The sequence below is a fragment of the Colwellia sp. C2M11 genome (genome assembly GCF_018860915.1).
Taxonomy (GTDB): Bacteria; Pseudomonadota; Gammaproteobacteria; order Enterobacterales; family Alteromonadaceae; genus Colwellia.
On record NZ_JAHKQD010000052.1, the window covers coordinates 55,901 to 82,188 of the forward strand.

22 protein-coding genes are annotated in these 26,288 nt (G+C 37.5%); 11 read left to right on the forward strand and 11 right to left on the reverse strand.

Features of this window, described 5'->3' with window-relative positions:
- Positions 1–160 precede the first annotated feature (160 nt).
- Together KO509_RS15580 and KO509_RS15585 are read left to right on the forward strand one after the other, a co-directional pair.
- Positions 161–2,353 carry a M3 family metallopeptidase gene (locus KO509_RS15580; RefSeq protein ID WP_215974188.1) on the forward strand — a complete coding sequence of 731 codons (2,193 nt, stop codon included), beginning with the start codon at positions 161–163 and terminating at the stop codon, positions 2,351–2,353.
- 210 nt (positions 2,354–2,563) lie between these two features.
- On the forward strand, positions 2,564–3,418 hold the full coding sequence (locus KO509_RS15585; protein WP_215974189.1) for a hypothetical protein: 855 nt from the start codon (positions 2,564–2,566) through the stop codon (positions 3,416–3,418).
- Positions 3,419–3,512: 94 nt separating this feature from the next.
- On the opposite strand, the gene KO509_RS15590 is transcribed toward KO509_RS15585, so the two are convergent.
- Positions 3,513–4,295, reverse strand: coding sequence for a hypothetical protein (locus KO509_RS15590; protein WP_215974190.1), 783 nt, complete (start codon positions 4,293–4,295; stop codon positions 3,513–3,515).
- A gap of 61 nt (positions 4,296–4,356) precedes the next feature.
- On the opposite strand from KO509_RS15590, the gene KO509_RS15595 reads away from it, so the two are divergent.
- From KO509_RS15595 to dusC, 4 genes are all read left to right on the forward strand, one after another.
- Positions 4,357–5,286 (forward strand): bifunctional GNAT family N-acetyltransferase/hotdog fold thioesterase, encoded by a 930-nt coding sequence (locus tag KO509_RS15595; RefSeq protein WP_215974191.1) that lies wholly within the window; start codon positions 4,357–4,359, stop codon positions 5,284–5,286.
- Positions 5,283–5,765: a nuclear transport factor 2 family protein gene (locus tag KO509_RS15600; RefSeq protein WP_215974192.1), complete on the forward strand. Its 483-nt coding sequence runs from the start codon at positions 5,283–5,285 to the stop codon at positions 5,763–5,765. Before KO509_RS15595 ends, KO509_RS15600 begins: the two co-directional genes overlap by 4 nt.
- Positions 5,766–5,776: 11 nt before the next feature.
- Positions 5,777–6,637 (forward strand): NAD(P)-binding domain-containing protein, encoded by an 861-nt coding sequence (locus KO509_RS15605; protein ID WP_252727642.1) that lies wholly within the window; start codon positions 5,777–5,779, stop codon positions 6,635–6,637.
- A 371-nt stretch (positions 6,638–7,008) separates the two neighbouring features.
- Entirely contained in the window at positions 7,009–7,950 is a 942-nt protein-coding gene (dusC, locus tag KO509_RS15610; RefSeq protein ID WP_215974194.1) for a tRNA dihydrouridine(16) synthase DusC, read from the forward strand.
- Positions 7,951–8,025: 75 nt separating this feature from the next.
- Here dusC and hutH read toward each other — a convergent pair whose 3' ends face one another.
- From hutH to hutC, 3 genes are read right to left on the reverse strand one after another with little or no spacing between them, the layout of a single operon-like run.
- Positions 8,026–9,570 (reverse strand): histidine ammonia-lyase, encoded by a 1,545-nt coding sequence (gene hutH / locus KO509_RS15615; protein WP_215974195.1) that lies wholly within the window; start codon positions 9,568–9,570, stop codon positions 8,026–8,028.
- Between the two features lies 1 nt (position 9,571).
- Positions 9,572–11,275 carry a urocanate hydratase gene (gene hutU / locus KO509_RS15620; protein ID WP_215974196.1) on the reverse strand — a complete coding sequence of 568 codons (1,704 nt, stop codon included), beginning with the start codon at positions 11,273–11,275 and terminating at the stop codon, positions 9,572–9,574.
- Positions 11,276–11,314: 39 nt separating this feature from the next.
- On the reverse strand, positions 11,315–12,043 hold the full coding sequence (gene hutC, locus KO509_RS15625) for a histidine utilization repressor (RefSeq protein ID WP_215974197.1): 729 nt from the start codon (positions 12,041–12,043) through the stop codon (positions 11,315–11,317).
- Positions 12,044–12,299: 256 nt separating this feature from the next.
- Between hutC and hutI the strand changes: the two genes are divergently transcribed.
- From hutI to KO509_RS15645, 4 genes are all read left to right on the forward strand, one after another.
- The gene (gene hutI, locus KO509_RS15630; RefSeq protein ID WP_215974302.1) at positions 12,300–13,508 is read left to right on the forward strand and encodes an imidazolonepropionase; all 1,209 of its coding nucleotides are present in this window, start codon (positions 12,300–12,302) and stop codon (positions 13,506–13,508) included.
- A 91-nt stretch (positions 13,509–13,599) separates the two neighbouring features.
- Positions 13,600–14,295: a hypothetical protein gene (locus tag KO509_RS15635; RefSeq protein ID WP_215974198.1), complete on the forward strand. Its 696-nt coding sequence runs from the start codon at positions 13,600–13,602 to the stop codon at positions 14,293–14,295.
- A gap of 16 nt (positions 14,296–14,311) precedes the next feature.
- Positions 14,312–16,666 (forward strand): EAL domain-containing protein, encoded by a 2,355-nt coding sequence (locus tag KO509_RS15640; RefSeq protein ID WP_215974199.1) that lies wholly within the window; start codon positions 14,312–14,314, stop codon positions 16,664–16,666.
- Positions 16,663–17,937, forward strand: coding sequence for a hypothetical protein (locus KO509_RS15645; RefSeq protein WP_303495282.1), 1,275 nt, complete (start codon positions 16,663–16,665; stop codon positions 17,935–17,937). The genes KO509_RS15640 and KO509_RS15645 overlap by 4 nt, the downstream gene beginning before the upstream one ends.
- A gap of 60 nt (positions 17,938–17,997) precedes the next feature.
- Here the strand turns inward: KO509_RS15645 and KO509_RS15650 are convergent, their stop codons facing one another.
- Positions 17,998–18,690 (reverse strand): glycerophosphodiester phosphodiesterase family protein, encoded by a 693-nt coding sequence (locus KO509_RS15650; protein WP_215974200.1) that lies wholly within the window; start codon positions 18,688–18,690, stop codon positions 17,998–18,000.
- A 121-nt stretch (positions 18,691–18,811) separates the two neighbouring features.
- Between KO509_RS15650 and rluF the strand changes: the two genes are divergently transcribed.
- Complete coding sequence (rluF, locus tag KO509_RS15655) at positions 18,812–19,624, forward strand: 23S rRNA pseudouridine(2604) synthase RluF (RefSeq protein ID WP_215974201.1); 813 nt, start codon at positions 18,812–18,814, stop codon at positions 19,622–19,624.
- A gap of 169 nt (positions 19,625–19,793) precedes the next feature.
- Here rluF and KO509_RS15660 read toward each other — a convergent pair whose 3' ends face one another.
- The 6 genes from KO509_RS15660 to KO509_RS15685 form a co-directional block, all read right to left on the reverse strand.
- Positions 19,794–21,176, reverse strand: a complete 1,383-nt coding sequence (locus tag KO509_RS15660) for a class II fumarate hydratase (RefSeq protein WP_215974202.1) — start codon at positions 21,174–21,176, stop codon at positions 19,794–19,796.
- A gap of 13 nt (positions 21,177–21,189) precedes the next feature.
- Positions 21,190–21,558 carry a hypothetical protein gene (locus tag KO509_RS15665; protein ID WP_215974203.1) on the reverse strand — a complete coding sequence of 123 codons (369 nt, stop codon included), beginning with the start codon at positions 21,556–21,558 and terminating at the stop codon, positions 21,190–21,192.
- A 428-nt stretch (positions 21,559–21,986) separates the two neighbouring features.
- Positions 21,987–23,882, reverse strand: coding sequence for a propionyl-CoA synthetase (locus tag KO509_RS15670; RefSeq protein WP_215974204.1), 1,896 nt, complete (start codon positions 23,880–23,882; stop codon positions 21,987–21,989).
- A gap of 87 nt (positions 23,883–23,969) precedes the next feature.
- On the reverse strand, positions 23,970–24,839 hold the full coding sequence (locus KO509_RS15675) for a fused MFS/spermidine synthase (protein ID WP_252727643.1): 870 nt from the start codon (positions 24,837–24,839) through the stop codon (positions 23,970–23,972).
- 34 nt (positions 24,840–24,873) lie between these two features.
- Positions 24,874–25,506: a fused MFS/spermidine synthase gene (locus tag KO509_RS15680; protein ID WP_215974206.1), complete on the reverse strand. Its 633-nt coding sequence runs from the start codon at positions 25,504–25,506 to the stop codon at positions 24,874–24,876.
- Positions 25,507–25,575: 69 nt separating this feature from the next.
- Entirely contained in the window at positions 25,576–26,115 is a 540-nt protein-coding gene (locus KO509_RS15685; protein ID WP_215974207.1) for a GNAT family N-acetyltransferase, read from the reverse strand.
- Positions 26,116–26,288: the final 173 nt, after the last annotated feature.

Sequence of the window (26,288 nt, forward strand, 5' to 3'; positions counted from 1 at the left end):
AAGCAAATAAGGTTAACCGCATACAATTTAAGATGAATACCTTCGCTAGCCATTTATTTATAGGTAGATACTTGTTAATGTGGTTTTAATTAAAAAAGATATCTTTATTAAGCAAAACTTATCTTTTTTGTACGCATTCACACTCTAGCTCGAGATGACTATGAAAAAAACAATCGTATCTACTTTTTTATTATCAAGTATTTTAATGGCCTGTACGGGGACGAACTCTACTGTTGAGAAAACAGCAGCTGAAGCTAAACTAGCAGTAATGTCAGCAGCGGAAAATGCGAGTGATGTTGAGCAATCTAAAGCATTATTGTTGGCAAAATGGGAAGGTCCTTATCAAGGTGTACCAGCATTTGATAAAGTTTCATTAGCCGGTTTAATTCCAGCAATGGAAGAAGCGATGAAAATCAACCTGGCTGAAATTGACGCGATTGCCAATAATCCACAAGCACCAACATTTGAAAATACGATCGTTGCGATGGAAAGAACGGGTAAAGACTTAGCTCGAGTCTTCACCTACTATGGTATTTGGCGTTCAAATGAATCTTCACCGGAATTCCGTGAAATTCAAGCTAAAATGGCACCAACACTTTCTGCCTTTTTCTCTAAAATAAATCAAAATGAAGCACTTTTTGCACGCGTTCAAGCAGTTCATAATAGTGATGAAGTTAAAAGTTTAACGCCAGAGCAGCAACGTTTAGTACACCTAACTTACAACGGTTTTTCTCGAAATGGCGCTACGTTAGATGGTGATGCAAAGAAACGTTATGCAGAAATCAATCAAAAGTTAGCAGAATTACATACAAAATTTGGTGATAATGTTTTAGCCGATGAAGAAAACTATGTATTGTATTTAACTAAAGACCAGTTAGGTGGCTTATCTGAGTCTCTTATCAGTAGTGCCGCTTCGGCAGCTGAAGCACGCGATCATAAAGGTAAATATGCCATTACGAATACTCGTTCATCAATGGATCCGTTCCTAACCTATTCAACTGAGCGTGAGCTTCGTCAGAAAGTATGGGAAAGCTATTATAATCGCGGTAATAATGGCGATGAATTTGACAATAACGCGATTATTGCTGAAATTTTACAGCTTCGTCATGAACGTGTCGGTTTACTTGGCTATAAAAACTATGCGTCTTGGCGTTTAGAAGATCGTATGGCTAAATCGCCAGAAAATGCCATTAAACTAATGGAAAGTGTATGGCCTGCAGCAATTGCACGTGTTGATGAAGAAGTTGCGGACATGTTAGTTATTGGTAAAGCAGAAGATGGTATTGAAAAAATTGAACCATGGGATTACCGCTTCTATGCTGAAAAAGTACGTAAAGCTAAGTACGATTTAGATTCATCTGAAGTGAAAGAGTATCTGCAATTGAATAAATTACGTGAAGCTATGTTCTACGTAGCAGGCCGTTTATTTAATTTTGAGTTTACCGAAATCAAAGATGGCTCTGTGCCAGTCTTTAATGATGATGTTCGTGTTTGGGAAGTTACCGATAAAACATCTAATGAGCATATTGGTTTATGGTATTTAGACCCATTTGCACGTAAAGGGAAACGTTCAGGCGCGTGGGCAACAACCTACCGTAGCTATACTACCTTTGATGGTAAAACCAATGTATTGTCTTCGAATAACTCTAACTTCACTAAAGGTGTTGATGGCGAACCGACATTAATTTCATGGTCTGATGCAGAAACTTACTTCCATGAATTTGGTCATGCATTACATTTCTTGTCAGCAAAAGTAGCCTACCCAACGTTGAATGGTGGCGTTCGAGATTACACTGAATTTCAATCTCAGCTGTTAGAGCACTGGTTAGCAACGGATGAAGTAATCAACAACTACCTGGTACATTACAAAACAGGTAAGCCGATGCCAAAAGAGTTGATTACAAAAATTAAACAAGCTGCGAAGTTTAACGAAGGCTTTAAAACAACTGAATACTTAGCGTCAGCGTTAGTTGATATGAAATTCCATACAGTTGACCCTACCGGTATAGACGCACAAAAATTTGAGCGTGATACCTTAGCTGCGTTAAATATGCCTGAATCTATGGTGATGCGTCATCGTTCAACCCAATTTGGTCATATATTTAGTTCAGAAGGTTATGCTTCAAGCTATTACGGTTATATGTGGGCAGAAGTATTAACGGCTGATGCGGCTGAAGCTTTTGAGCAATCACCAGGTGGTTTTTACGATAAAGATGTAGCGGCTAAACTTGTTGAGCATTTATTTAGTGTTCGTAACGCAGTAGATCCAGCAGAAGCTTACCGTGCCTTTAGAGGCCGTGACGCTGATGTAAAAGCATTAATGCGTGACCGTGGTTTTCCTGTTACCAAATAACCGGAGCTAGGTTTAAACAACTTAAGCTCGGCTTAAATAAAAATTAAGTGTTAAGTCTTGATTTAAAAACTCGCTTCGGCGAGTTTTTTGTTTTTGCTTGCTTGTATTTGGCAGATGATTTAGCGATACACATGTCATCATTTTTTGATTTAGCTAAAATTTGTTAGACTAGTACTTACTTGAATAATTAAGATGGTTAACAACATTTTTATGAAAAATTTATTGGCGTTATCACTCATCATATCTTTTACCGTATTACTCAGCGCTTGCTCCGTTAGCCAAGAAAATTCCCCTTGGTTATTAATTGACAACTTTGAGCAGCAAACCTTAAGCGGCTGGCAGAATGCGGATACGCAAAATAATACTAAGCCTTATGTTGCTAAGCCGCAAATAACAGAAATTCGTCTTGATAATGATACGATGAACAATAACCATTACCTGATTAAAAAACCGGCCAAAGATGGCGTTATCGGAAACCGTAAGGCACTTAGTATTAAAACATTACCAGAGCCTGTGGCAGTAGGAGAAACTTATACTTTTTATACCCGTATTCTGGTAGAAAGCTTTCCTAATAACCATGCTTTTGGCATTAGTAACTTAACGCCAGCACAGGTTAAAGACGCCGGTTATAATGCATTTGAGCCGACATTAAGAGTTACTGATAAATTTGAGTCGAATGGCTTTAAAAATGATGGTACTTTAATGGTGAAAATCGACAGCGATAACAAGTATCGTCAGTACAGTAATGTTCAAAATTTTCGTGATGGTCGTTCAGCCAATCCTATGCAAACGAATGTTTGGTATCAAATTTGGTATGTCGTTAATAACAGCCGAACTGATCAAGGAGGACAATCTTATGATGTCTATTTGCAAGGCGGCGAATTTACAAAACAAACCTTAGTCTATAAAAATGCCGCGTTTAGAATGAAAAGAGAGCAGGCCTTAATCACTTTTTTTGCTAATAGTAATACTGGTTCACATAAAAAGCCTTATGGTAATGGCGGCTTGGCTTATGACGACATTTATATGAGTAAAGGTATTAATTTAACGAATCCTACAAAATGATAGGCAGTGTCTTACATGGCTTGTTCTCGTTACTTTGCAATTCATTAATGTGAATTACAGAGTAGCGCTAAGCAGTTAACATTAACTACAGGCTTTAATCAGGCAGTTTTTTACCGTGTCGCCAAAACTTCTTCCACCGAGAAAAAATATTCTTAGGTAAGTAGCTGTGGTTATTACGTTTTATTCGTTTATAAATGTGCCATTGTTTTGGTATTAAATGAATAACAATATTTAAGTAATTTGGAATATGAAAATAGATTATTTCGTGATCTGAAGATAGCTCTTTTAATAACGTTAATAATAAATTAACTTCGTAATCAGTGGCGTCAGGTAAATTGATAGACAAACACGTGTTAGGCGTTATATTCGCCGTTAAATGCTCTAATTGATCGACCGTATTATTGTAACTTTGAATTTCTTGCTGATAAACATCACAAACATACCAATCATAATCACGAGTATTCTCTTGTAGCCATTTTTTACTATCGTTGTACACTAAGTTAGCTTGGTTATTTTGCGGATTAAAATATTGATTAAAGCAATCTATTACTGTGCTGCTATGCTCAATACTCTGTAGGTTAATGTTGTTTGATATGTGGTGAATAAAGCGCTGAATATTACCGCCACCTAAACCAAGTTCAATCATGCTGTTAGGTTTAAAAAACAATAACGGTAACATCATTGCTGTTTGGTGAGGCAGGGTTAATTTCCAAGGTTTACGCTTAAGCATGACGCTTTGAATCACTTGCTCGCTATGCTCATTGCTACAGCCAAAAGCAAGCCAACGATAGTGTTCATTCTCGTTTACTGATATAGCTTCTTTGTCTTGACTCAAATAAGTTAATTTTCCTTGTGCAACGTGCTTTGCTAATTGCATAATTCTCCAATGGGTTAATGAAAAGAACAACTATTACTAAAATAAATAATAAGGATAGACAATGTACACCTTAAGAGCACCTATTACAGCAGCGGAGTTTTCGCAATATTACCATTTACGGTGGAAAATATTAAGGAAACCATGGCAGCAAGTGCTTGGAAGTGAGCAAGATGCACATGAAAAATACGGTATTCATCGAATGGTTGTTGATGAGCAAGATAATGTGCTGGCTGTTGGGCGCTTAGAAAGAGTTACTGAAAAGCAGGGACAAATTCGCTTTATGGCTGTTGATGATAATTCTCAGGGGCTAGGATTAGGTCAACAAATAGTTAACAACCTAGAAGCGCAAGCTACTCAATTAGGTATGAGTGAAATAACGTTAAATGCTAGAGAAAGTGCAATCAAATTTTATCAAAAACTAGGTTATCAAGTACAAGGCTATTCCCATACACTTTTTGCAGATGTTAAGCATTATACTATGGTTAAAAATTTAGTTGCTGCAACTCAACATAAAGTAGCAGAAGCAGAGGCTTTACAAGCTATTTGGCATAAAACCATTCCGTTAAGTAAAGCGATGGATTTACAAATAAGCTATTACGATGGCACTAAATTAATCACAATTTGTAATGCCGATTTTAATCAGAACTTACATCACACAATGTTTGCTGGCAGTATTTATACCTTAGCAACTTTAACTGGGTGGGGCTGGGTTTATTTGGCGCTACAAGAGCAACAACAAAACAATGCTCATCTAAACGGCGATATTGTTTTGGCTGAGGCTAATATTCGTTATCATTCTCCTATTAAAGAGTTAGCCTACGGACAAGTAGTGGAACAAGACGTTTCAGGACAATTTGATAATTTGTTACAAGGTAAAAAAGCGCGTATTAATCTCGTAGCAAAGGTCTATTGTGGTGAGAATATTGCTGCTACATTTACTGGTAGTTACTTTATTTTGCCAACATGTAAACAAGAAAAGGAAATACAATGAAAATTCAATATTTATGGGTAATATTTACCTGCATGAGTTTTGTTGCACAAGCGCAGCATGCTAAAGAAGAACAAGCTATCGATAAGGTATTAAGCGAGTTTCATCAAGCTGCAGCCGATGCAAATGCTAAACTATATTTAAATCTACTGACTGATGACGCTATATTTTTAGGTACAGACGCTACCGAGCGTTGGACAAAAACGCAATTTACTGATTTTGTTTTACCGTATTTTAATCAAGGAAAAGGCTGGGTATATATAGCTAAAGAAAGAAATGTTAGTCTCTTAAGTCAGCATAAAGTCGCTTTTTTTGATGAGGTTTTAGAAAACAAAAAATATGGCTATTGTCGAGGATCGGGCGTATTAGTCCAAACAGATCAGGGCTGGAAAATAAGTCAGTATAATTTAACTTTCTTAGTGCCAAACGATATTGTTGAGCAGGTAACTGAAACAATCCAAACTTATCAGAAAACACAATAATGGTTAAAGATATGAATGAATTTAACAGTAAATATTCTGTTGGCATTATTGGTTGTGGTTGGTTAGGGAAAGCGTTAGCGCAAACGTTAATTAAGCAAAACATTACAGTGCTGGCGACAAGTAGTAAGCAAGAAAATGTTGATAAGTTAAATCAACAAGCCATTAATACTCAGCAATTAGTCCTACCTACAGATGCAGCAATACTTGCTCGCCATGACGTGTTTACCATGCAAAGCTTGGTTATTGCCATTACCCCACAGCTTAGGCAAGGGCGAGTAGATTACGCTGAAAAAATAGCTCAACTAGTGAATACGGCACAACAAGTTGGTGTGGTTGAGCGTATTATTCTATTATCGAGTACGGCAGTTTATGACGGATTAGACGGTGACGTTGATGAAGATAGCGTACTTAATTTAACAATAGAAAAAGTAAAAATATTGAACGTGGCTGAGCAAGCAGTATTAAGCTTTTCTAAGCACCAGCCTGCATCAGCAGTTAAGCAAGGAATTGTGCTGAGATTGGCAGGTTTAGTTGGTCCAGATCGTCATCCAGGTAAATTTATTTTAGCGAATAAAATGTTAAGCAATGCTATGGCTCCGGTTAATTTAATCCATCAACAAGACGCTGTTGGCCTAATTGCAGCATTGCTCGAGCAGACCGTTGCACCAGCTATTTTTACGGGAGTTAGTGATACACATGTTACTAAAGCAGAATATTATCAAGTGGCGGCAAAATCATTAGGTTTAAAGCCACCTGCTGTTGAACAAGAAAATAAAAATGAAGCGACTAAAATGGTGTTGGGTGATAAAACTCAACGCGCTTTAGGCTATCAATTTTTCTACCCAGATTTACTTGCTTGGTTGAATACTTAACTGAACAAGTAAGCTGAAACTCGCATCTTTAAATGGATTAAGTATAATGGCGTTAATCATCTGTTATTGGCTTATCGTTTGAAATTATTTTCTAAAACCTTTCTTGAACGCCATCGTTTAAAATTATTGTTTGTTCTTATTTGGTTACATATATCAGTGCTGGATTTAGTTTTTTTTACTTATCGTGGGCCAGTTTTTTTGTGGAAAGAAAACACTCAGCTTCTTACCATATTCGTTCACTTATTTATTGCCACAGCTACGACATTTGTGTGTTGGCTAATAAGTAACTATATCAAGAATAAGTCTAAAGGGAATTTGAATGTTAAGCCCGACGACTATGTAAATAATATAACCAAGAAGACTAAGTAACTATGCGAGTTGTGTTAGCACCTATGGAAGGTGTTCTTGATCATTTAATGCGTGAATTACTGACTAAGGTTGGTGGTTACGATTTATGTATTACTGAGTTTATACGCGTAGTTGATCAGGTTATTTCAGAAAAAGCTTTTTTGCGTTATTGTCCTGAACTAAATAATGCGAACGTTTATGGCTCTACTACCCAAGCAGGAACGCCTGTACGTGTACAATTATTAGGCCAAAACCCGACATGTATGGCTGATAATGCTGCTAAAGTAATTGAACTTGGCTCACATGGTGTCGATATTAATTTTGGTTGTCCTTCCAAGATGGTGAATAACAACCGTGGTGGCGCAATATTATTAAAAGATCCCGAAAATCTTTATCAAATCGTTAGTGCTATTAGAAAATCGGTTCCTGAAGAAACTATTGTAAGTGCTAAAATCCGCCTTGGTTATGAAGATAAAAGCCTAGCGATAGAAAATGCCCAAGCTGTTGAAGCCGCTGGCGCCAATGAACTAACAGTACATGCTAGAACAAAAGTAGAAGGCTATCGACCACCTGCACACTGGGAATGGATTGGTAAAATAAAACAAAGCATTAATATTCCTGTAATTGCTAATGGTGATATTTTTAGCCTAAATGACGCGATAAAGTGCCGAGAAGTATCAGGCTGTCAGGATATAATGGTAGGTCGCGGTGCTTTAATGATGCCTAATTTAGCGCAAGTTATTAAAGAACAAGCTAATGTTATGCCATGGTCTGAAGTACAAAAGTTACTGGTTGATTATACGCGTTGTGAAACCTACGGTGATAAAAGCAAATATTACCCGAACCGAATTAAACAATGGCTTAAATACTTAAAGTTAGAATACACAGAAGCTGATACTTTATTTCAAGAAGTTCGTACCCTTAAAACAGCACAAGCGATAATAGATACACTCTCATGTAACTAATCGCTTGCTGATTTATTTCCCGCTTTGTCGCTAAAGAATAGCAATAATAAGATTATTAAACCGAGTTCAGGTGGTTTAGAAACTTGGCAGTAACTGCTCAGGCATAAATTGGTTTAAGTCACCCTCACTGATAATTCCAGACGCTTCAACAATATCAGGGGCAAAGTATCTGTCTTGATCATAAAAGCTCACGGTTTTACGTAACATGGCTTTAGCTTGCTCAATTATTGCCGACCCTTTAAGTGGTGCTCTAAAATCTAATCCTTGCACGGCAGCTAAGTACTCAACAGCAAGCACTCCATTCGTATTTTCGCTCATATCCGCTAAACGACGCCCAGCAAAACAAGCCATAGACACATGATCTTCTTGGTTTGCCGATGTTGGTAAACTATCGACAGAAGCAGGGTGCGCTAAGGTTTTATTTTCTGATGCTAATGCAGCAGCTGTCACTTGTGCAATCATAAAACCAGAGTTTACGCCGCCATTATCGACTAAGAATGGTGGTAACTTGCTTAAGCTTGAATCAATTAATAGGGCCATTCTACGTTCAGACAATGAGCCAATTTCGGCAATTGCTAAGGCTAAATTATCAGCAGCCATCGCAACAGGCTCGGCGTGGAAGTTACCAGCGGAAATAAAGTCACCTTCGTTAGCAAAAACTAAAGGGTTATCGGTAACGCCATTGGCTTCTACGTGAAGTACTTCTGCTGCTTGACGAATTTGCGTTAAACAAGCACCCATAACTTGTGGTTGGCAGCGTAATGAATAAGGGTCTTGCACTTTTTCACAATCAATATGTGATTGTGATATTTCAGAGCTATCCGTTAATATTGCACGATAAGCCATTGCCGCATCAATTTGCCCTTTTTGACCACGAACAAAATGCACACGATGATCAAACGGTGCACGAGAGCCTAGCGCAGCCTCGACTGAAATTGCCCCAATAACGGTACCGGCAGCGTATAAGTCTTCGGCATGAAATAAACCTTCAAGAGAGAAGGCTGTTGAAGCTTGTGTACCATTAAGTAGTGCTAAACCTTCTTTGGCAGCTAATGTAATCGGTTCAAGACCTGCAATTTTTAATCCTTCTGTTGCTGGAATTACTTGGTCTTGGTATGACATTTCGCCTTCACCTAATAAAGGTAAAACCATGTGTGCAAGTGGCGCTAAGTCGCCCGAAGCGCCAACAGAGCCTTTTTTAGGTACACAGGGGTAAACTTGTGCGTTTAGTAAAGTAATTAATGCCTGAATGACTTCTAAACGAATACCGGAATAGCCACGAGACAATGAATTGATTTTTAATACCATCATTAATCTTACGGTAGTATCTTCCATGTATTCACCAAAACCTGCTGAATGTGAAAGTACAATAGAGCGTTGTAATAGCTCCAATTCTTCGTTTTTAATACGGGTACTTGCTAACAAACCAAAACCAGTATTAATACCATAAACGACACGATTATCTTTAATGACTTGTTGAACGGCTTCAGCACTTTTATTTATTTCATTAAAAGCACTTTCATCTAATTTATAGTGTATGCCGTCGTAACGACTCACACTGCGTAATTGTGCTAGTGTGAGTTGGCCAGGGATAATATTTAACTCAGTGATTGGGTTCATTTTATTTCTCATTGATCATTGGTAAGTCTAAGCCTTGCTCTTTGGCACAATTTATAGCGATATCGTAACCTGCATCTGCATGACGCATCACACCTGTTGCTGGGTCATTCCACAACACACGACCAATACGTTTGGCAGCGTCATCAGTGCCATCAGCGACAATAACCACTCCAGAATGTTGACTAAAGCCCATACCAACACCACCACCGTGATGTATGCTAACCCAAGTTGCACCACCAGAGGTTGACAATAAAGCGTTAAGTAGTGGCCAATCGGAAACAGCATCCGAGCCATCTAACATGCTTTCCGTTTCACGATTTGGTGAAGCGACTGAGCCAGAATCTAAATGATCACGACCAATAACTACAGGGGCTGAAAGTTCGCCAGTGTTAACCATTTCGTTAAATGCTAAGGCTAAACGTGCTCTATCTTTTAAACCAACCCAACAGATTCGAGCTGGCAAACCTTGAAAGTCGATACGTTCGCGCGCCATATCTAACCAGTTATGTAAATGTGGGTTGTCAGGAATAAGTTCTTTTACCTTGGCATCTGTTTTATAGATATCTTCAGGATCACCAGAAAGGGCAACCCAACGGAAAGGTCCAATACCTTCACAGAATAATGGGCGAACATAAGCAGGCACAAAACCTGGGAAATCAAATGCGTTGGCTACACCTTCTTCTAACGCCATTTGACGAATATTGTTGCCATAATCTGTTGTTGCCGCACCTGCAGCTTGCAAATCAAGCATCGCTTGTACTTGCACAGCCATCGACTTTTTAGCGGCTTTAACTACTGCAGCTTCATCGGTTAAACGCATTTCAGCGGCATATTCCATGCTCCAACCTTGAGGTAAATAACCATTAAGGGGATCATGAGCTGAAGTTTGGTCGGTAACAACATCAGGCGTTACACCGCGTTTTACTAGTTCAGTGAAAATATCTGCGGCATTACCTAATAGGCCAACTGAAATAGCTTCACCTTTTGCGTTGGCTTCATTAATAATGGTCAGTGCTTGATCTAAAGTTTTGGCTTTTTTGTCAACATATCGGGTTTTTATACGAAAATCGATGCGTGTTTCGTCACATTCAACTACTAAAGCTGAAAAACCTGCCATAGTTGCTGCCAGTGGTTGCGCACCACCCATACCGCCTAAACCACCGGTTAATACCCACTTGCCTTTAGCGCTACCGCCAAAGTGCTGCTTTGCCATAGCAACGAAGGTTTCATAAGTACCTTGAACAATACCTTGCGAGCCAATGTAAATCCAAGATCCGGCTGTCATTTGGCCGTACATCATTAGGCCTTTCTTATCTAATTCATTAAAATGTTCCCAGTTAGCCCAATTCGGTACTAGGTTTGAATTAGCAATTAATACACGTGGTGCATTTTCGTGGGTTTTGAATACACCTACAGGTTTTCCTGATTGCACCATTAAAGTTTCATCATTTTCAAGGCGATTCAGTACTTCAATAATTTTGTCGTAACATGCCCAATTACGTGCTGCTCTACCGATACCACCATAAACAACTAATGATTGCGGATGTTCAGCAACATCTGGATCTAAGTTATTCATTAACATGCGTTTTGCCGCTTCTGTTAACCAACTTTTTGTCGTGATTTTAGTACCACGATCAGCGCGAATTCTTCTTGAGGTATCAAGGCGTAAGTCAGTTTTGGTTGTGTTAGTTGTATTAATAGTCATGTTATCTCTTTATTACTTTGAATCGCTTTATAATTAGGATTAAAACTTGAGGTGGCTACCTAGTCGGTATTTATTGCCCGGTGTTGTTAATATGGCTAAACTCACCACGCCTTTACTTGACCAAGTTCTGCGTTTTACTTGCAAGCAAGGGATGTGGTTATCTATGTCGAGCAACTGGCAAACATCATCCGTTGCTAAAATAGCTTCAACTTCGTGAGTTGCTTCCGTTAATGGTGCAACATCCGACAAATATTCGTGGGGTGTAATATGAGTAAAGTCTTGCAATAAATATTCAGGTACTAAGCTAGCATTAACGTAACGTTGTTCTAATTGAATCGGTTGATTATTTTCGAAATGTAAAACTTGAGAAAAGAACACTTGTTCATTGTTTTTTAAATTTAATAAAATAGTGACTTCTTTAGTCACGGCTACAGGTTCAAGTTTAAGCTGTTGTGCATGATGTTTATGACCACGCTCGTTTATTTCGTCACTAATATTACGAATTTCTAACAGGGATGATTGTGATTTAAAAGTCGCCACAAAGGTGCCTGAGCCTTGGGCGCGAACAAGGATCCCTTGTTCAGTTAATTCTTGTAGCGCTCTACGAGCAGTCATACGACTTACATCAAATTGTTGTGTAAGTTCATTTTCTGAGGGAACTTTATAATGCTGAGGCCATTGTCCTGATTCTATTTTATGGCAGATATGTTTTTTTATAACACTATATTTAGCTGGTTTTTTATTGTTTTTTGATTTTGTCTCGCCCATGATATCGCCAATCGATTTTAAGTATGATTTACCTTATATATACGTTCTCATAATTCCTCTTTCAAAGCAATAGTTGTATATACAACTATTGCTAATTTACTTTTTCTCGGCTAGAGTTATTCGCAATTAATGCGTAAATTTTTGGTGATTATTAATGACTCCTTCTTCAACAGCAACGAATTCAGCAGTAACAAATAGCTTAGAAACTAATCCGAGTAAATGGCAAACACTGTGGCTTAATGTCAATTTAGTGACTATGGCCTGTGACCATGAAAGCAATGGCGCTCAAAGTAATGCTAAGAATAACTATGGTGAAATCCTTGATGGAGCGTTAGCAATTAGTCATGGCAAAATTGTATGGTTGGGCAAGGCAGACGATTTACCTCATTATAATAAAAATGATGTTAAAGTGATTGACGGGCAAGGGCAGTGGTTAACGCCGGGCTTAATTGACTGCCATACTCACCTTGTTTATGGAGGAAATCGTGCCAATGAATTTGAAATGCGTTTACAAGGAAAAAGTTATCAAGAAATAGCAGAGGCTGGTGGCGGTATTATTTCCACAGTTAAAGCCACTAGAGCCGCCACTGAAGCGGAATTGCTGGCGAGTGCACTACCAAGGTTAACTGCACTTCATCAACAAGGGGTCACAACTGTTGAGATTAAGTCAGGTTATGGTTTGGATCTTATTAATGAAGTGAAAATGTTAAAAGTAGCCGGACAATTAGAGAAAACTTTACCTATAACGGTTAAGCGTACTTTTTTAGGAGCCCATGCTTTACCAGCAGAGTATAAGGATAATGCCGATGGTTATATTGATTTAGTGTGTGATGAAATGCTCCCTATTATTGCAGAACAAAAACTAGCAGATTCGGTAGATGTTTTTTGTGAGAGTATTGGGTTCAACCTTACGCAAACAGAAAAAGTATTTAATGCTGCAAAAAAGCATGGATTATCAATAAAAGCTCATGCCGAGCAATTATCTAATTTAGGTGGCACTGAGCTAGCTGCTAAATATAATGGGTTATCAACTGATCATGTGGAGTTTTTATCTGAGCAAGGTATCAAGGCGATGAGTGCCGCGAATATGACGGCTGTTTTATTGCCAGGGGCTTTTTACTTTTTACGTGAAACACAATTACCGCCAGTTGAATTATTACGAAAACATGGTGTAGCGATGGCTGTAGCAACCGATGTTAATCCTGGTACGTCGCCTATTTGTTCTATTTTATTAATGTTAAATATGGCCTGTACTTTGTTTAGGTTAACGCCAAGTGAAGCACTTGCTGGTGTTACTTGTAATGCTGCTAAAGCATTAGGTTTAGCAACAACAAAAGGAAAGCTTGCGATTGGTTTTGATGCTGATCTAGCGCTATGGGATATAACTCAACCTGCAGAATTATGTTATCAATTTGGTGTTAATCCATTAAACGCTTTAGTGAAGAACGGGAAAAAAGTGATTTAGTGATATTAGTTTAAAAGAACTATTCGTAACCTGACCTTTTTGGTATACACTTAATATAATAGGTTCAATTAATTTATACTAAGGTACTTCCTTGAATAATAAGAGTATTAAGTTATTTCTGTTGTTGGGGCTAGCATTGCTATCTACCAAAGGCTACAGTGAAAATCGTTGTAACGATGCTAGTTCGAACAAAAATTGTGTGCAAATTTTGGTTGAAAGTAATACTGGGCAAGCATTAAAAGACCTTGTTGTATACCTTGAACCCCTTGATGGACAATTGTTAGAACCGAACCTAGAGCATTTAGTCATTAATCAAGAAGGCAGAGCCTTTTCTCCTTATATTAGCGTTTCTCAAGTCAATTCTGATGTTAATTTTGTCAATAAAGATGATATAACTCACCATATATATTCAGCAGGAAGTGAAAATAAGTTTTCATTTAAAATTAAATCAGGAGAAACCAATGCTTCGGTTGAATTTAATCAGCCTGCTGAAGTTGCTATGGGCTGTAATATTCATGATTGGATGAGTGGATATTTATTAGTCGTTAATACTCCTTATTTTGCCAAAACAAATACGCAAGGGTATGCTTATTTTGATATTACTGAATTAGGAAAATATAAAATTGTTGTTTGGCATCCGCAAATGAAAAGTACCGATAATCGTATGATTCAAGAAGCAAGTGTTTTACCGCATTCACAGTTTTCGTTTAAATTAAAGAATGAAATGGCTGGAATACCTTTACAAGAAAGTGATGATGATTTTGATTTTTTGTCAGACTATGAATAATGAAGGACATTAGCCAGTGAGAAGCCTACAAAATAAAATATTTTTATTTTTCGTATTGTTATTACTTATGGTTCAAGCAATAGCTTTTTGGACTTTATACAGTGGTAATAAAAATCAAGAAGCCGCTGAAATTAATAATCGCCTAACCACGGCAAAAACTATTTTTACTGAATTATTTGAGCGCCGTTCTGAATATCTTGTGGCGTTTGCAGAAACAGCTGCGAAAGATTATGGGCTAAAAGAAGTTTTTAATGATGATACACGTAGTTTATTAGTTGCGTTAAACAACCATAGAAAACGTATTGATGCTGATTTAGCGATGACGATTTCAGCTGATGGCGTTGTTACAGGGCAACTACAACGACATTTTCTTGATGATGAACGTAATAAAATACAGCAGGGTGTAGAAAGTGGTACAGCATTTCGTTTTACACAGTGGTTTGATTCAGGGCAATCTTCACATTTATACACAATAGATGAAGACCTTTATCAAGTCAGTTTGTCTCCGGTTACCGTTGGCACAAAGACTTTAGGTTGGGTTGCTTTTGGTTTTCAAATAGATCAACGATTAGCTATCGAATTTATGAATATAACTAACTTAAGTACAGACTTTATTGTTAAAGATAACGGTCAGTGGCGCTTAATTGCTTCTTCTACTAATGATGAGGAATCTTCTGAAGAGTTAGCATTAGCTGAAAGAATGATTCAAGGAATTATCCCGGAAAAATATATTGCAACTCATTCATTAATTACTGAGTTTGATGAGCAAGAAGTTGGTGTGGTGATGTATGGCCTGCGTGCTAATTTTGTCGCTTTACTACAAGAGCAGTGGTGGCGATTTTTAATACTGGCAGCCTTAACTTTGTTCGTATCATTAACCAGTGCGTATTTTATTGCAGCATCAATTAGTCGGCCTATTAAGCGCTTAGTTGCTCAAGCTAAAGTTATTGCTAGTGGTGATTATCAACAAACAGTAACATTAAACGATAATAACGAAATAGGACAGTTGGCTGACGAATTTAATCATATGCAGACAGCGGTATTACAACGTGAAGAAGCAATTAAGCACCACGGTAATCATGATTCCTTAACTGGCCTACCTAATCGAAATGTACTTAAAAAAATATTAAAAAAATATACAGAACAACAACAAGCTTTTGTTTTATTACATTTAAACTTAAGTCGTTTAAAAGATGTGAATGATACTTTAGGGCATGATGTTGGTGACGAAGTGATTAAAGAATTCGCTTGTCGTTTACAATTGTTATGTGAAACAAATCAATTTAAAAATTTGGTGCATTTAGGAGCTGATGAGTTTATCTTGCTGGTTACCGACTTAGACTTAGATACTATTGTCGCTAAAATACAAGCAGCGTTAGAGTCAACATTTGATTACCAAGGTATCAGTCTACAATTACAAGCTCGTATGGGGATTGCTGCATCACCCGAACATTCTAATGATGCAAAAACATTAGTACAAATGGCCGACACTGCATTACATCACACGCGTGATACCGGTAAGTTGGTACAGGTCTATCAATCTGATCTAGATGTGAATACCGTTGAGCGTTTAAATTTAATTAACGATTTAAAGCAAGCAATTCCTGCAGGTGAGCTTGAATTGCACTTTCAACCTAAAATGAACTTGAAATCTAGAGTAATCACGCATGTGGAGGCGCTTGTTCGTTGGCAACACCCTCACTTAGGTATGGTGCCTCCTGATGATTTCATCCATATTGCCGAACAAACAGGACAAATTAAAGCATTAACTCGTTGGGTTTTTACGACGGCTTTAGCTCAATTTAATACATGGAAAACATTAGATCTTGAATTGAATGTGGCGATAAATATTTCAGCAGAAAATTTAAAAGAAGCTGATTTTCATCAATTTATATGTCAGTCATTAATGAACGCCAATGTACCTCCAGAGAAAGTCACACTTGAAGTGACAGAAAGCTCGGTTGTTGATAACCCTGAATCAGCAATCAAGTTATTAAGTGCATTTAAAGAACATGGTTTTAAAATTTCAATTGATGATTACGGCACAGGTTATTCATCTTTGGCACAATTAAAGCAGTTACCGGTACATGAATTAAAAATAGACAAATCTTTTGTACAACGACTTGAGCATGACTTAGATGATCAAATTATCGTCCGTTCAACAATTGAGTTAGCTCATAATATGGGGCTCTATGTCGTTGCAGAAGGTATTGAGGATGAGTTTTCTCTGAATTGGTTAGCTGAACATGGTTGTGAGTTGGCACAAGGATATTATATTAGTAAGCCAAAGCCTGCGAATGAATTAACAACTTGGCTGTTAGAACAGAAAAAGCCTAAAGCGCCAATAACTAATAATGAGACTAATACGTGATTAAGCTGACTACTCTTTTTTATCGTTATATCAGCTTACTTTTATTGTGTTTTGTGCAATTAAGTGAAGCGGCTGAGTATAAATTTCATGGCATCGTCGATCTTAGGGTTAGCAGTAGCGATTCTTTAGATAATGGTTATGTTGCTGGCGGGCAAGGAAAGTTTGGCGTAAGTGATGGACAACAACTTTATGTCGCTCAAGCGGGAATGGACATTAGTGCGCAATGGGATAATGGCTTGAGTGTTCATGGTGTTTTAAATAGTTTTTTAGATCAGGAAGATAGCGCAGTTGGAATTACCGAAGCCTATGTTAAATATCGCAGTTTGCCTAATGAAGCTGGCTATCGTGTACAAGTTAAAGGGGGAATTTTTTACCCTGAAATATCATTAGAAAATAATGCGTTTGCATGGGCAAGTAAAGATACCCTTAATTCGTCTTCTTTAAATACTTGGATTGGTGAAGAAATACGTGTACTAGGCTCTGAATTTAAAATTACACGCTTAGGGCGAATAAATAATGATGCCTATGATTTGTCTTTCTCTGCAACCGCTTTTGTTAATAATGACCCTTCAGGTGCTTTACTTGCTTGGCATGGTTGGGCTACTAGTAGTCGGCAAACATTATGGGGAGAAGCTAGGGCTTTTCCTTGGTTACCAGCACTAGCCGAAGGAGAAGAGCTTTCAGCACAAGCGGATAAGTCTAAGCCATTTTTAGAGATTGATGATGATATTGGCTATCACCTTAGAGGTGAGTGGTCTTTACATAAAAAAATTGCGCTGTCAGCCGGTTACTATAATAATAAAGCGACACCTTATGATGTTGTTAACGGACAATATGGTTGGCGCACGCGTTTTTATCATTTAGGTATGAGTTGGCATGTTTCAAAAAATCTTATGCTTGTTTCACAATATTTGTCTGGCGACACTTTAATGCAAAGTAGTCCTGGAGTGGATGTTGTCAATAATGATTACAGTAATGGCTTTGTCTCACTAACATATAAATGGCAAGATATTGTAGGAAACAGAAAACATAAGAGTACTGTACGATTAGAAGATTTTTCTGTGACAGATAATGATGATACTGTGGGAGATAATAATAACGAAAACGGCCAAGCATTTACTTTAAATCATACTTATCGTTTTAGCAGTCATTGGTTTATAGCGGCAGAGTTTAATTATATAGATAGCCAAAGACCTGCCCGTACATATTTAGATAATTCAACCAACTTGATTGAAAAGCAAATTCAATTATCTGCACGTTACTTTTTCTAGTTAATCTGAACGTGGTTTAAGGTGTTTTTAATTATTAGTGATGATAACTTATGTCATCATTTAAAAAGGTGATACACCTTTTGTTCTGGTGGGAAAGTTAGAAAAAATACCATCAACACCTAGTGCTTGCATCTCGTCAATATCATCGAGTTCATCAACCGTATAAACAAATACTTTTAAACCACGCTTGTGTGCGTCATTTACTAACGCTTGATTAATAAAGTTAACACTAGCATGAATTGAATAGGCATTAAGTTGTGTTGCAAATTTTGCGTATTCTAGAGGAATACAACTCGTGAGAGCGCCAATAGCAAATTCTGGTCGTTGTTGATTAATGTGATAAAGTAAATGATGATTAAACGAAGACAGTAAAATATTATCGACAGTTAATGCTGAATTCTCTAGTGCATTATCAAGATAGGAAAACAGTAATTCTATGTTGCTAATACCTTTAAGCTCTATATTAATAATGCATTTTCCGGCAACTAATAATAACACTTCATCCAGCGTCGGAATTTTTTCGCCTAATCCAGCATCTAAACCTTGTAAATATTGAATAGTATGTTGAGATATTTTTCCTGTTCCTGAGGTCGTGCGATTTAGCCATCGATCATGAATAACATAGAGTGTGTTATCTACTTCATGTATATCGATTTCAATGCCGGCAACATCCATATCAAGTGCTGCCTGAATTGCGCGTAATGTATTTTCAGGCTCTGTACCACTAGCACCACGATGAGCAAAAATTAACATGATAGGTCTCGCTTTAGGTGATCGTTATACTATTGGGTTTTAGTATCGGGATTTAGTATAATACCGAATTCCGATACTAAATTAATTTAATATATTTTAAAAGACAATGGCCAACAATTTAATGACTGATAACTTAACATCTACTAGTTCAACGACTGGAAAACGTTTAAATAAATATATTAGTGAGTCTGGTTTTTGCTCTCGCCGTGGTGCAGATAAATTAATTGAAACTAATCGCGTAACTATTAATGGCAAGTTACCAGAATTGGGGACTAAAGTTCAGGCAGGTGATGAAGTCAAAGTTGATGGTAAGTTAATTTCTGCTAGTGCTAAAAATAAGTCAGATCGTATTTATATTGCTTACAATAAGCCTATCGGCATTACTTGTACTTCAGAGGCGCACGTACGTGGCAATATTATCGATGCCATAGGTCACAAAGAGCGTATTTTTCCTATCGGTCGCTTAGATAAGCCATCAGAAGGGTTAATTTTTTTAACAAGTGATGGCGATATTGTTAATAAAATACTCCGTGCGGAAAATGCACATGATAAAGAATATATTGTCACCGTAGACAAACCGATCAGTGAGCGTTTTGTTGAGCGAATGTCTCGAGGTGTGCCAATTTTAGGTACTATAACTAAGCCTTGTATTGTGCGCGTAAAAAGTCGTTTTGTGTTTACTATTATTTTAACACAAGGATTAAATCGTCAAATTCGTCGTATGTGTGAATATTTAGGCTATGAAGTTAAGAAGCTAAAACGTTCACGTATTATGAATGTTGAGTTAGGTAATTTAAAATCGGGCCAATGGCGTGATTTAACGGCAGCTGAAATGGATGAGATTAATCAAGCGGTCAGTGGTTCAAGCAAAACAGCGACAGAAAATGTTGCGAAAGTGAAAGCGAAAAAGACATACAGCGATTTAATAAAATAAGCGTAGTGAGCTATAAATTTTACTATCAAAATAAGTTATTAGTTGAAATTTTATAACTGTTTAGCAGTAATTAACCAAGGTAAATCGCTTCCATAAAGAAAGACCCAACAGGTAAATGTTAGGTCTTTTTATCATTATTTATGAGTCGCTTAGATCATTCCTGTATAAATTAACCTTGAATACCACCTTTCGTTAAATTAGCAGGGTCTAACAGGCGAGTTAGTTCGTCACGACTTAGCTCTGTATTTTCAGCCGCAACATCAATAATTGGTCGTCCTTCTTTATAGGCCAGCTTGGCAATTTCAGCCGCTTTCAAATAACCTATAATTGGATTTAATGCTGTAACCAGAATGGGGTTGCGAGCAAGCGCTTCTGAAAGTTTTGTCTCATTCACTCTAAAGGTAGTTATCGCCTTATCTGCCATCAAACGGCTAATATTGCTGAGTAGCTCTATGCTTTCTAAGAGGTTTTTGGCAACAAGGGGTAGCATAACATTCAGTTCAAAGTTACCTGACTGCCCAGCTATTGTGACCGTGGTGTCATTACCTATCACTTGTGCAGCTACCATAGTTGCAGCTTCTGGAATAACAGGATTAACTTTACCAGGCATGATTGATGACCCTGGTTGTAATGCTTCTAGCTCTATTTCTCCTAAACCAGCTAAGGGGCCTGAGTTCATCCAACGTAAATCATTAGCAATTTTCATCATAGTTACTGCGATAGCTTTTAATTGGCCAGACAGTGTTACCGCAATATCTTGTGAGCCGATATGAGTAAAGAAATTTTTTGCAGGTTTGAACTTAATCCCCGTTTTCTTTGATAAAGCGTTATTAAAAGTGGTCGCAAATTCAGGGTGCGCGTTAATGCCTGTTCCTACTGCTGTACCACCTTGTGCTAATGTTTGTAAGCTAGGTTGAATTCTTTGAATATGTTCAATATTTTGCTGTATTTGATCTGCCCATGCATGAAGGGTTTGTGCCATGCTTACTGGCATTGCATCCATTAAATGCGTACGACCAGTTTTAATAAAGTGGCTGACTTCATCGGCCTTATTATTAATTGCATCACGTAAATAGCACAATGCTGGTAATAGTTCATTTTCTACTTCCAGCGCGGCACTAATATGAATGGTTGTTGGAATAATATCGTTACTACTTTGTCCATAATTAATATGATCATTTGCACCTACATCGTCACCCAAGTTCCTCGTGGCTAGTGTAGCTAACACTTCATTTGCATTCATATTTGAGCTAGTACCAGAGCCTGTTTGGAATATATCAACAGGGAAGTGTTGCATAAAATTTTCAGCTAATAGTGTATCAACGGCTTGGCAAACTGCATCGCTCATTGGTAGAGGTATCTGTTTTAATTCACCATTTGCCTTTGCTGCCGAATATTTTGCAAGTAATAGTGCCTTCACAAACGCTTTCGGCATTTGCTGACCGCTGATAGGGAAGTTATTAATCGCACGTTGTGTTTGGGCGGCGTATAGTGCATTTTCAGGAACTTGTAGCTCTCCCATACTATCTTTTTCAATACGAAACTTTTCCATGGTGACTCCATTGTTAATAAGAAGATAGGCTTTTTTCTACATAATATGTAGAAATAGCCAGTTCATTAAATAGGTATTGTAGATGTTGCTCCGATTTATTATCACTCGCTATTTTTTTCAGTGAGCTAAGAGGAAGATAAATATTGTCTAGGCATGTGCAGCGCCAATGGCATGGTACTAAATCATCGACTATAGTTTCTAACAATAAATAGAATTGTGCAGTATATCGCTCGCGTAATAGCTTAGTTGATAAGTTGTCACTTTGGCCAATACTTAACCATAGTTTTAGTAACATAATATTATCAGGCTCTGTGCCAGTACGAATTTTTTGTTCTAGCAGCTGAGTAGCTGAAGGGCTATGAGAAGGCGGTGAAATTTGCATAGTAGACTAAAATATTTATTGCAGTTATTAATTACAAGGTCAAATATTAATGCAAATGATTTCTATTTGTGATGGTTGGGTTACTTATTAATGTAAGGATAAGTTTAAAGGTTTTACAACGATATTTTTAAATGAAAGGTGTGATATAAGCAGATCTGCTCAAAAAGGTATGTTTTTATAACTCACTTTCATCATAGGCTATTGCCTAAGTATGGACTGCTATTTTTAGGCGATAGACTATTATTATTGAAATGACGCACAGCATGAAAGCTAGTATTAAGTTTTCATTTTTGGAAGTGGGTGTTGTTTTATTTATTAAATGACTTACCCACCTGGCTGGATATTAAACTTATTTTTAGTCACAAGCTTTGGCCGCTAGATGGGTAAGTAATCAATTTTATTTAGCTTTAAGCTACCGATATTAACAACTAATTTCCAATACCTATTAGTCTTGATGATAGTTCATCTAATACTTGTGGATCATCAATGGTTGATGGGATATCTATTGCTTGTCCATCAATCATTTGTCTTAGGGTTTTACGCAATATTTTTCCTGAGCGTGTTTTTGGCAGGCGCTCAACAATGATCAATCCTTTTAAAGATGCAATAGCGCCTATTTCTGCTCGGACTTTATCTTTTAGTGAAGCACATAAACTATCATCACTTTCTTCGATGCCATTTTTGATAACGACTAGGCCAAAAGGTACTTGCCCTTTTAATGCATCATTAATACCGATAACGGCACATTCAGCGACAGCATTATGACTAGACAAAACCTCTTCCATTTCCCCTGTGGATAAGCGATGTCCAGCAACATTAATGACATCATCTGTTCGGCCCATAATAAATAAATAACCTGACTCATCGATATAGCCACCATCGCCAGTAACATAATAACCAGGGTGGGTTGATAAGTAGCTTGATTTAAAACGCTCTTCATCTTGATATATAGCAGCTAAACAACCCGGTGGCATTGGCAGTTTTATTGCGACAGTACCTTGTTGATTTGCATGAAGTGCTTTGCCGTAAACATCTAAAATTTCAACATTAAACCCTGGTACAGGAAAGCCAGCGGAGCCTGCTTTTGTTGGCATTAATTCGGTGCAGCTTTCATCAGTAAATGGTGTACTAGCGATTGCCCAACCTGTTTCTGTTTGCCACCAGTGGTCAATGACAGGTAGCTGAGATTTATCGCTTAACCAATGGTAAGTTGCAGGGTCGAGGCGTTCTCCAGCAAGGTAGAGGCGCTGTAAATGTGATAAATCATAGTCATTCATTAATGCGCCATCAGGATCTTCTTTAGCAATAGCACGAAATGCAGTTGGCGCACTAAACAGAGCATTAACTTTGTATTCTTCACAGACACGCCAAAAAGCTCCTGCATCAGGTGTTTTAATTGGTTTTCCTTCATATAAAATGGTGCTACAACCAGCCATTAATGGGGCATAGACAATATATGAATGACCAACAACCCAACCAACATCTGAAGCAGCCCAGAAGGTATCTCCGGTGTTCATGCCGTAAATATTTTTCATACTGTAAAGCATAGCAACGGCATGCCCGCCATTATCTCTAACAACACCCTTAGGCTTACCAGTGGTGCCAGACGTATAAAGGATATAGAGAGGATCAGTGCTTTTAAGTTTTACAGGTGCAATGGCGTTTGCAGTTTCCATAAGTGTCTGCCAATTATAGTCGCGTTCAGCAATCATTGGTGCACTTAACTGTTCTCTTTGGTAAATAATACAACTACTTGGCTTATGTTGTGCTAGTTCAATCGCCTTATCAAGCAGGGGTTTGTAAGGTATTACTTTCTCAATTTCAATACCACAGCTAGCACTTACAACGACTTTGGGCTCTGCATCGTCAATTCGTACTGCTAACTCTTTTGCGGCAAAGCCACCAAATACCACAGAGTGAATAGCACCAATTCTGGCGCAAGCGAGCATTGCAATAGCCGCTTGAGGAATCATTGGCATATAAATAAGAACACGGTCGCCTTTTTTTACCTGTTGACTTTGCAGTACACTGGCAAATTTTGCAACTAGCTCTGTTAGCTCTGAGTAAGTGAATTTTTGTTTAGTCTTTGTTACAGGAGAGTCATAAATAAGGGCCACTTGATCGCCACGACCTTGCTCTACGTGGTAATCAAGGGCAAGGTAACTAGTGTTAAGTTCTCCATCGGCAAACCAATCAGTCCAGTCATTATCATTTGTCGACAATATTGTTTTGGGGTTTGTAAACCAAGAAACAAGCCTTGATTGCTTTTCCCAGTAAGCTTTTGTTGATTTAACTGCCTCTTCTTGTTGGTCTGCAAAGTTCATGATCTGTCCTACGTAAGTTTTTATTTATACCGACACTATAGAAGTGTCGACAAAATAAACCAATTAGACTTTCGGCTAGTTTTATAGCTACTTTACATTTAATAAATTGGCAGGAGAGAATTGATCGGTGAGTACTCGTGTATCATTTGGCCAGTCTTGATTATTTTTAGTATTGATCATTTTTCGATAAAGTAATGGAATATCAACGCCATAGTAGGATAAGGTTTTATCAAGTTTGTCGATATTCTGTTTATTTAGGCTATTGTTAATACGATTGTTAGAAAAGCCATTTTTACTTACCACAATAATGCGATTTGAATTAGCATTATTGGTGACTTGATAAAAATCACCGAACACAGCTTTATAAGTTGCAGATTCATGAGCGTAAAGTTTACTTAATGAAAAAGTATTGGCGCTTAATATGCCGTTATCGCTTAATAATGCCTTAGCCTCCTGTAAAAATTCCTTTGTCATTAAATGTTCAGGAATATAGTCACCGTTAAAAGCATCAAGAATTATCCAGTCATAACTTTCTTTTTTGAGTAGGGCACGTTTAATAAAAATACGGCCGTCTTGGGCATAAGTTTTTATTTTGTTACTCTCTAAAAAGCCAAAATAATCACGTGCTACTTTGATTACAGCGGGATCAATTTCTATATTATTAATTTCACTTTGCGGGTAAAGTTGTGCCAACGTGTTTGACATAGTACCTCCACCTAAGCCAACAATTAAAATGCGCTTTGGCTGAGTATTAAACAATAAGCTCGCCATTAATAATTTAGTATAATTAAAGACTAGGTGATCAGGTTGGCTTTTTAAAAAACAACTTTGTTGAGTTTGCGTGCTTCTGGTATTAAATTTTAAACAGCGTAAATCGTTATTATCTTCGACCAAAATATTACGATAAAGCGAGCGCTCTTGGTGTATGACTTCTGCTTTAACTAAGGTGCTAGTCATTAATAATCCTAATAATAGCAATGAAGTAATAGATTTAAGCATAATTGTTCTCAATTTTAGTTGATGGCTGTAATTTATGGACAAGAATAGCCAATAAACCTAAGCTCGCAAGAATACCGCTAAAGCTATAAATAATGGTGTTAATATCAAACCATAAAATTAGGTAGAAAGAGGTAACAATAGTACCTAATGCGCTACCTAAGGTTGATACAAAATAAAGCTTGCCCGCCACCTGACCACTTTCATCAGAGTTGGTGACTAACAGACGTACAGAGTAAGGGGATAGCATACCAAGGATAACCGTGGGGATAAAAAAGAGTACCATAGATGCTAATAAAGAGCCGTAACGAGAATCTTCTACATTGAGAAAAACAGTTTCCATTAACCATTGACCAAACAAGGCAATAGGTAACACCATGATGGCCGCAATAAAGAAGATTTGGCCATATATTGAAAGTGAAGGAGAGCGTGTTGAAAGCTTACCTCCAAGTAAATAACCTAAGGATAAGCTCAGCATAAAGACGGTAATAATACTGCCCCAAATATGCACCGAACTACCAAAAAATGGTGCTAAAATTCTGCCACCTAACAACTCTATACCCATGATTGAGAAGCCGCTGGTAAAGGCGAGTAAATAAATTAAAATATTGGGATAATTTTTTTCCATATATTGATTATTAGTTGAAGTTTTCAGTAGCTTAGCCCTTATCGTTATTATGATAAATACCAGAGTAAGCTATTTTATCGCCATTTGGTAGTGTACAGCGATAAAGTTGCCCAAAGGGGTGTGATGATCGTATTTTTTTTTAAAGCACATACCCATTTTTTTCATCACTGCTATAGAGGCGATATTATCTTCCAAAGCTAAAGCTGAAAAAGACTGTATATTAGCCTGTGTAGCTAAGGAATTTTTAATGGCTATAGCTGCTTCAGTCGCATAACCTTTCCCCCATGTTTTTTTGAAAAAACGCCAACCCAATTCAATATCAGCTAAGTCAGGTTTATCGCTAAAGAAATCCATTGGCCTGGCTAATATCCAGCCAAAATATTCTCGACTATTTTTGTCAGAAACGTGCCAAAGACCAAAGCCTTTTTCTGAATCTCTATAAGCATTCATACGTGGTATAAAAACCTCGTTAATGCTTGTCATGCTAGTAGGTTGTCCACCATTAAGAAAATGCATAACTTCTGGATCTTGATCTAGTTGCCATAACAATTGTGCATCTTGTGATTCCATAAGGCGGAAGCTTAAGCGTGCAGAGTTTTTAATTATCATGATGAAGCACCTGTATTTGTTAGTTGTGTATTGTAAGGTATGCCTATTTATTGAATCAATGGGTTAAGAGTGTTCTTAATAGTTATTGGGAAGATGGATGAGATTATTTTATTTTGCTATCTTTATTCTGTCGAATATTTAAATGTGAGTAAAATTTTAATCTTTTCTAAAAT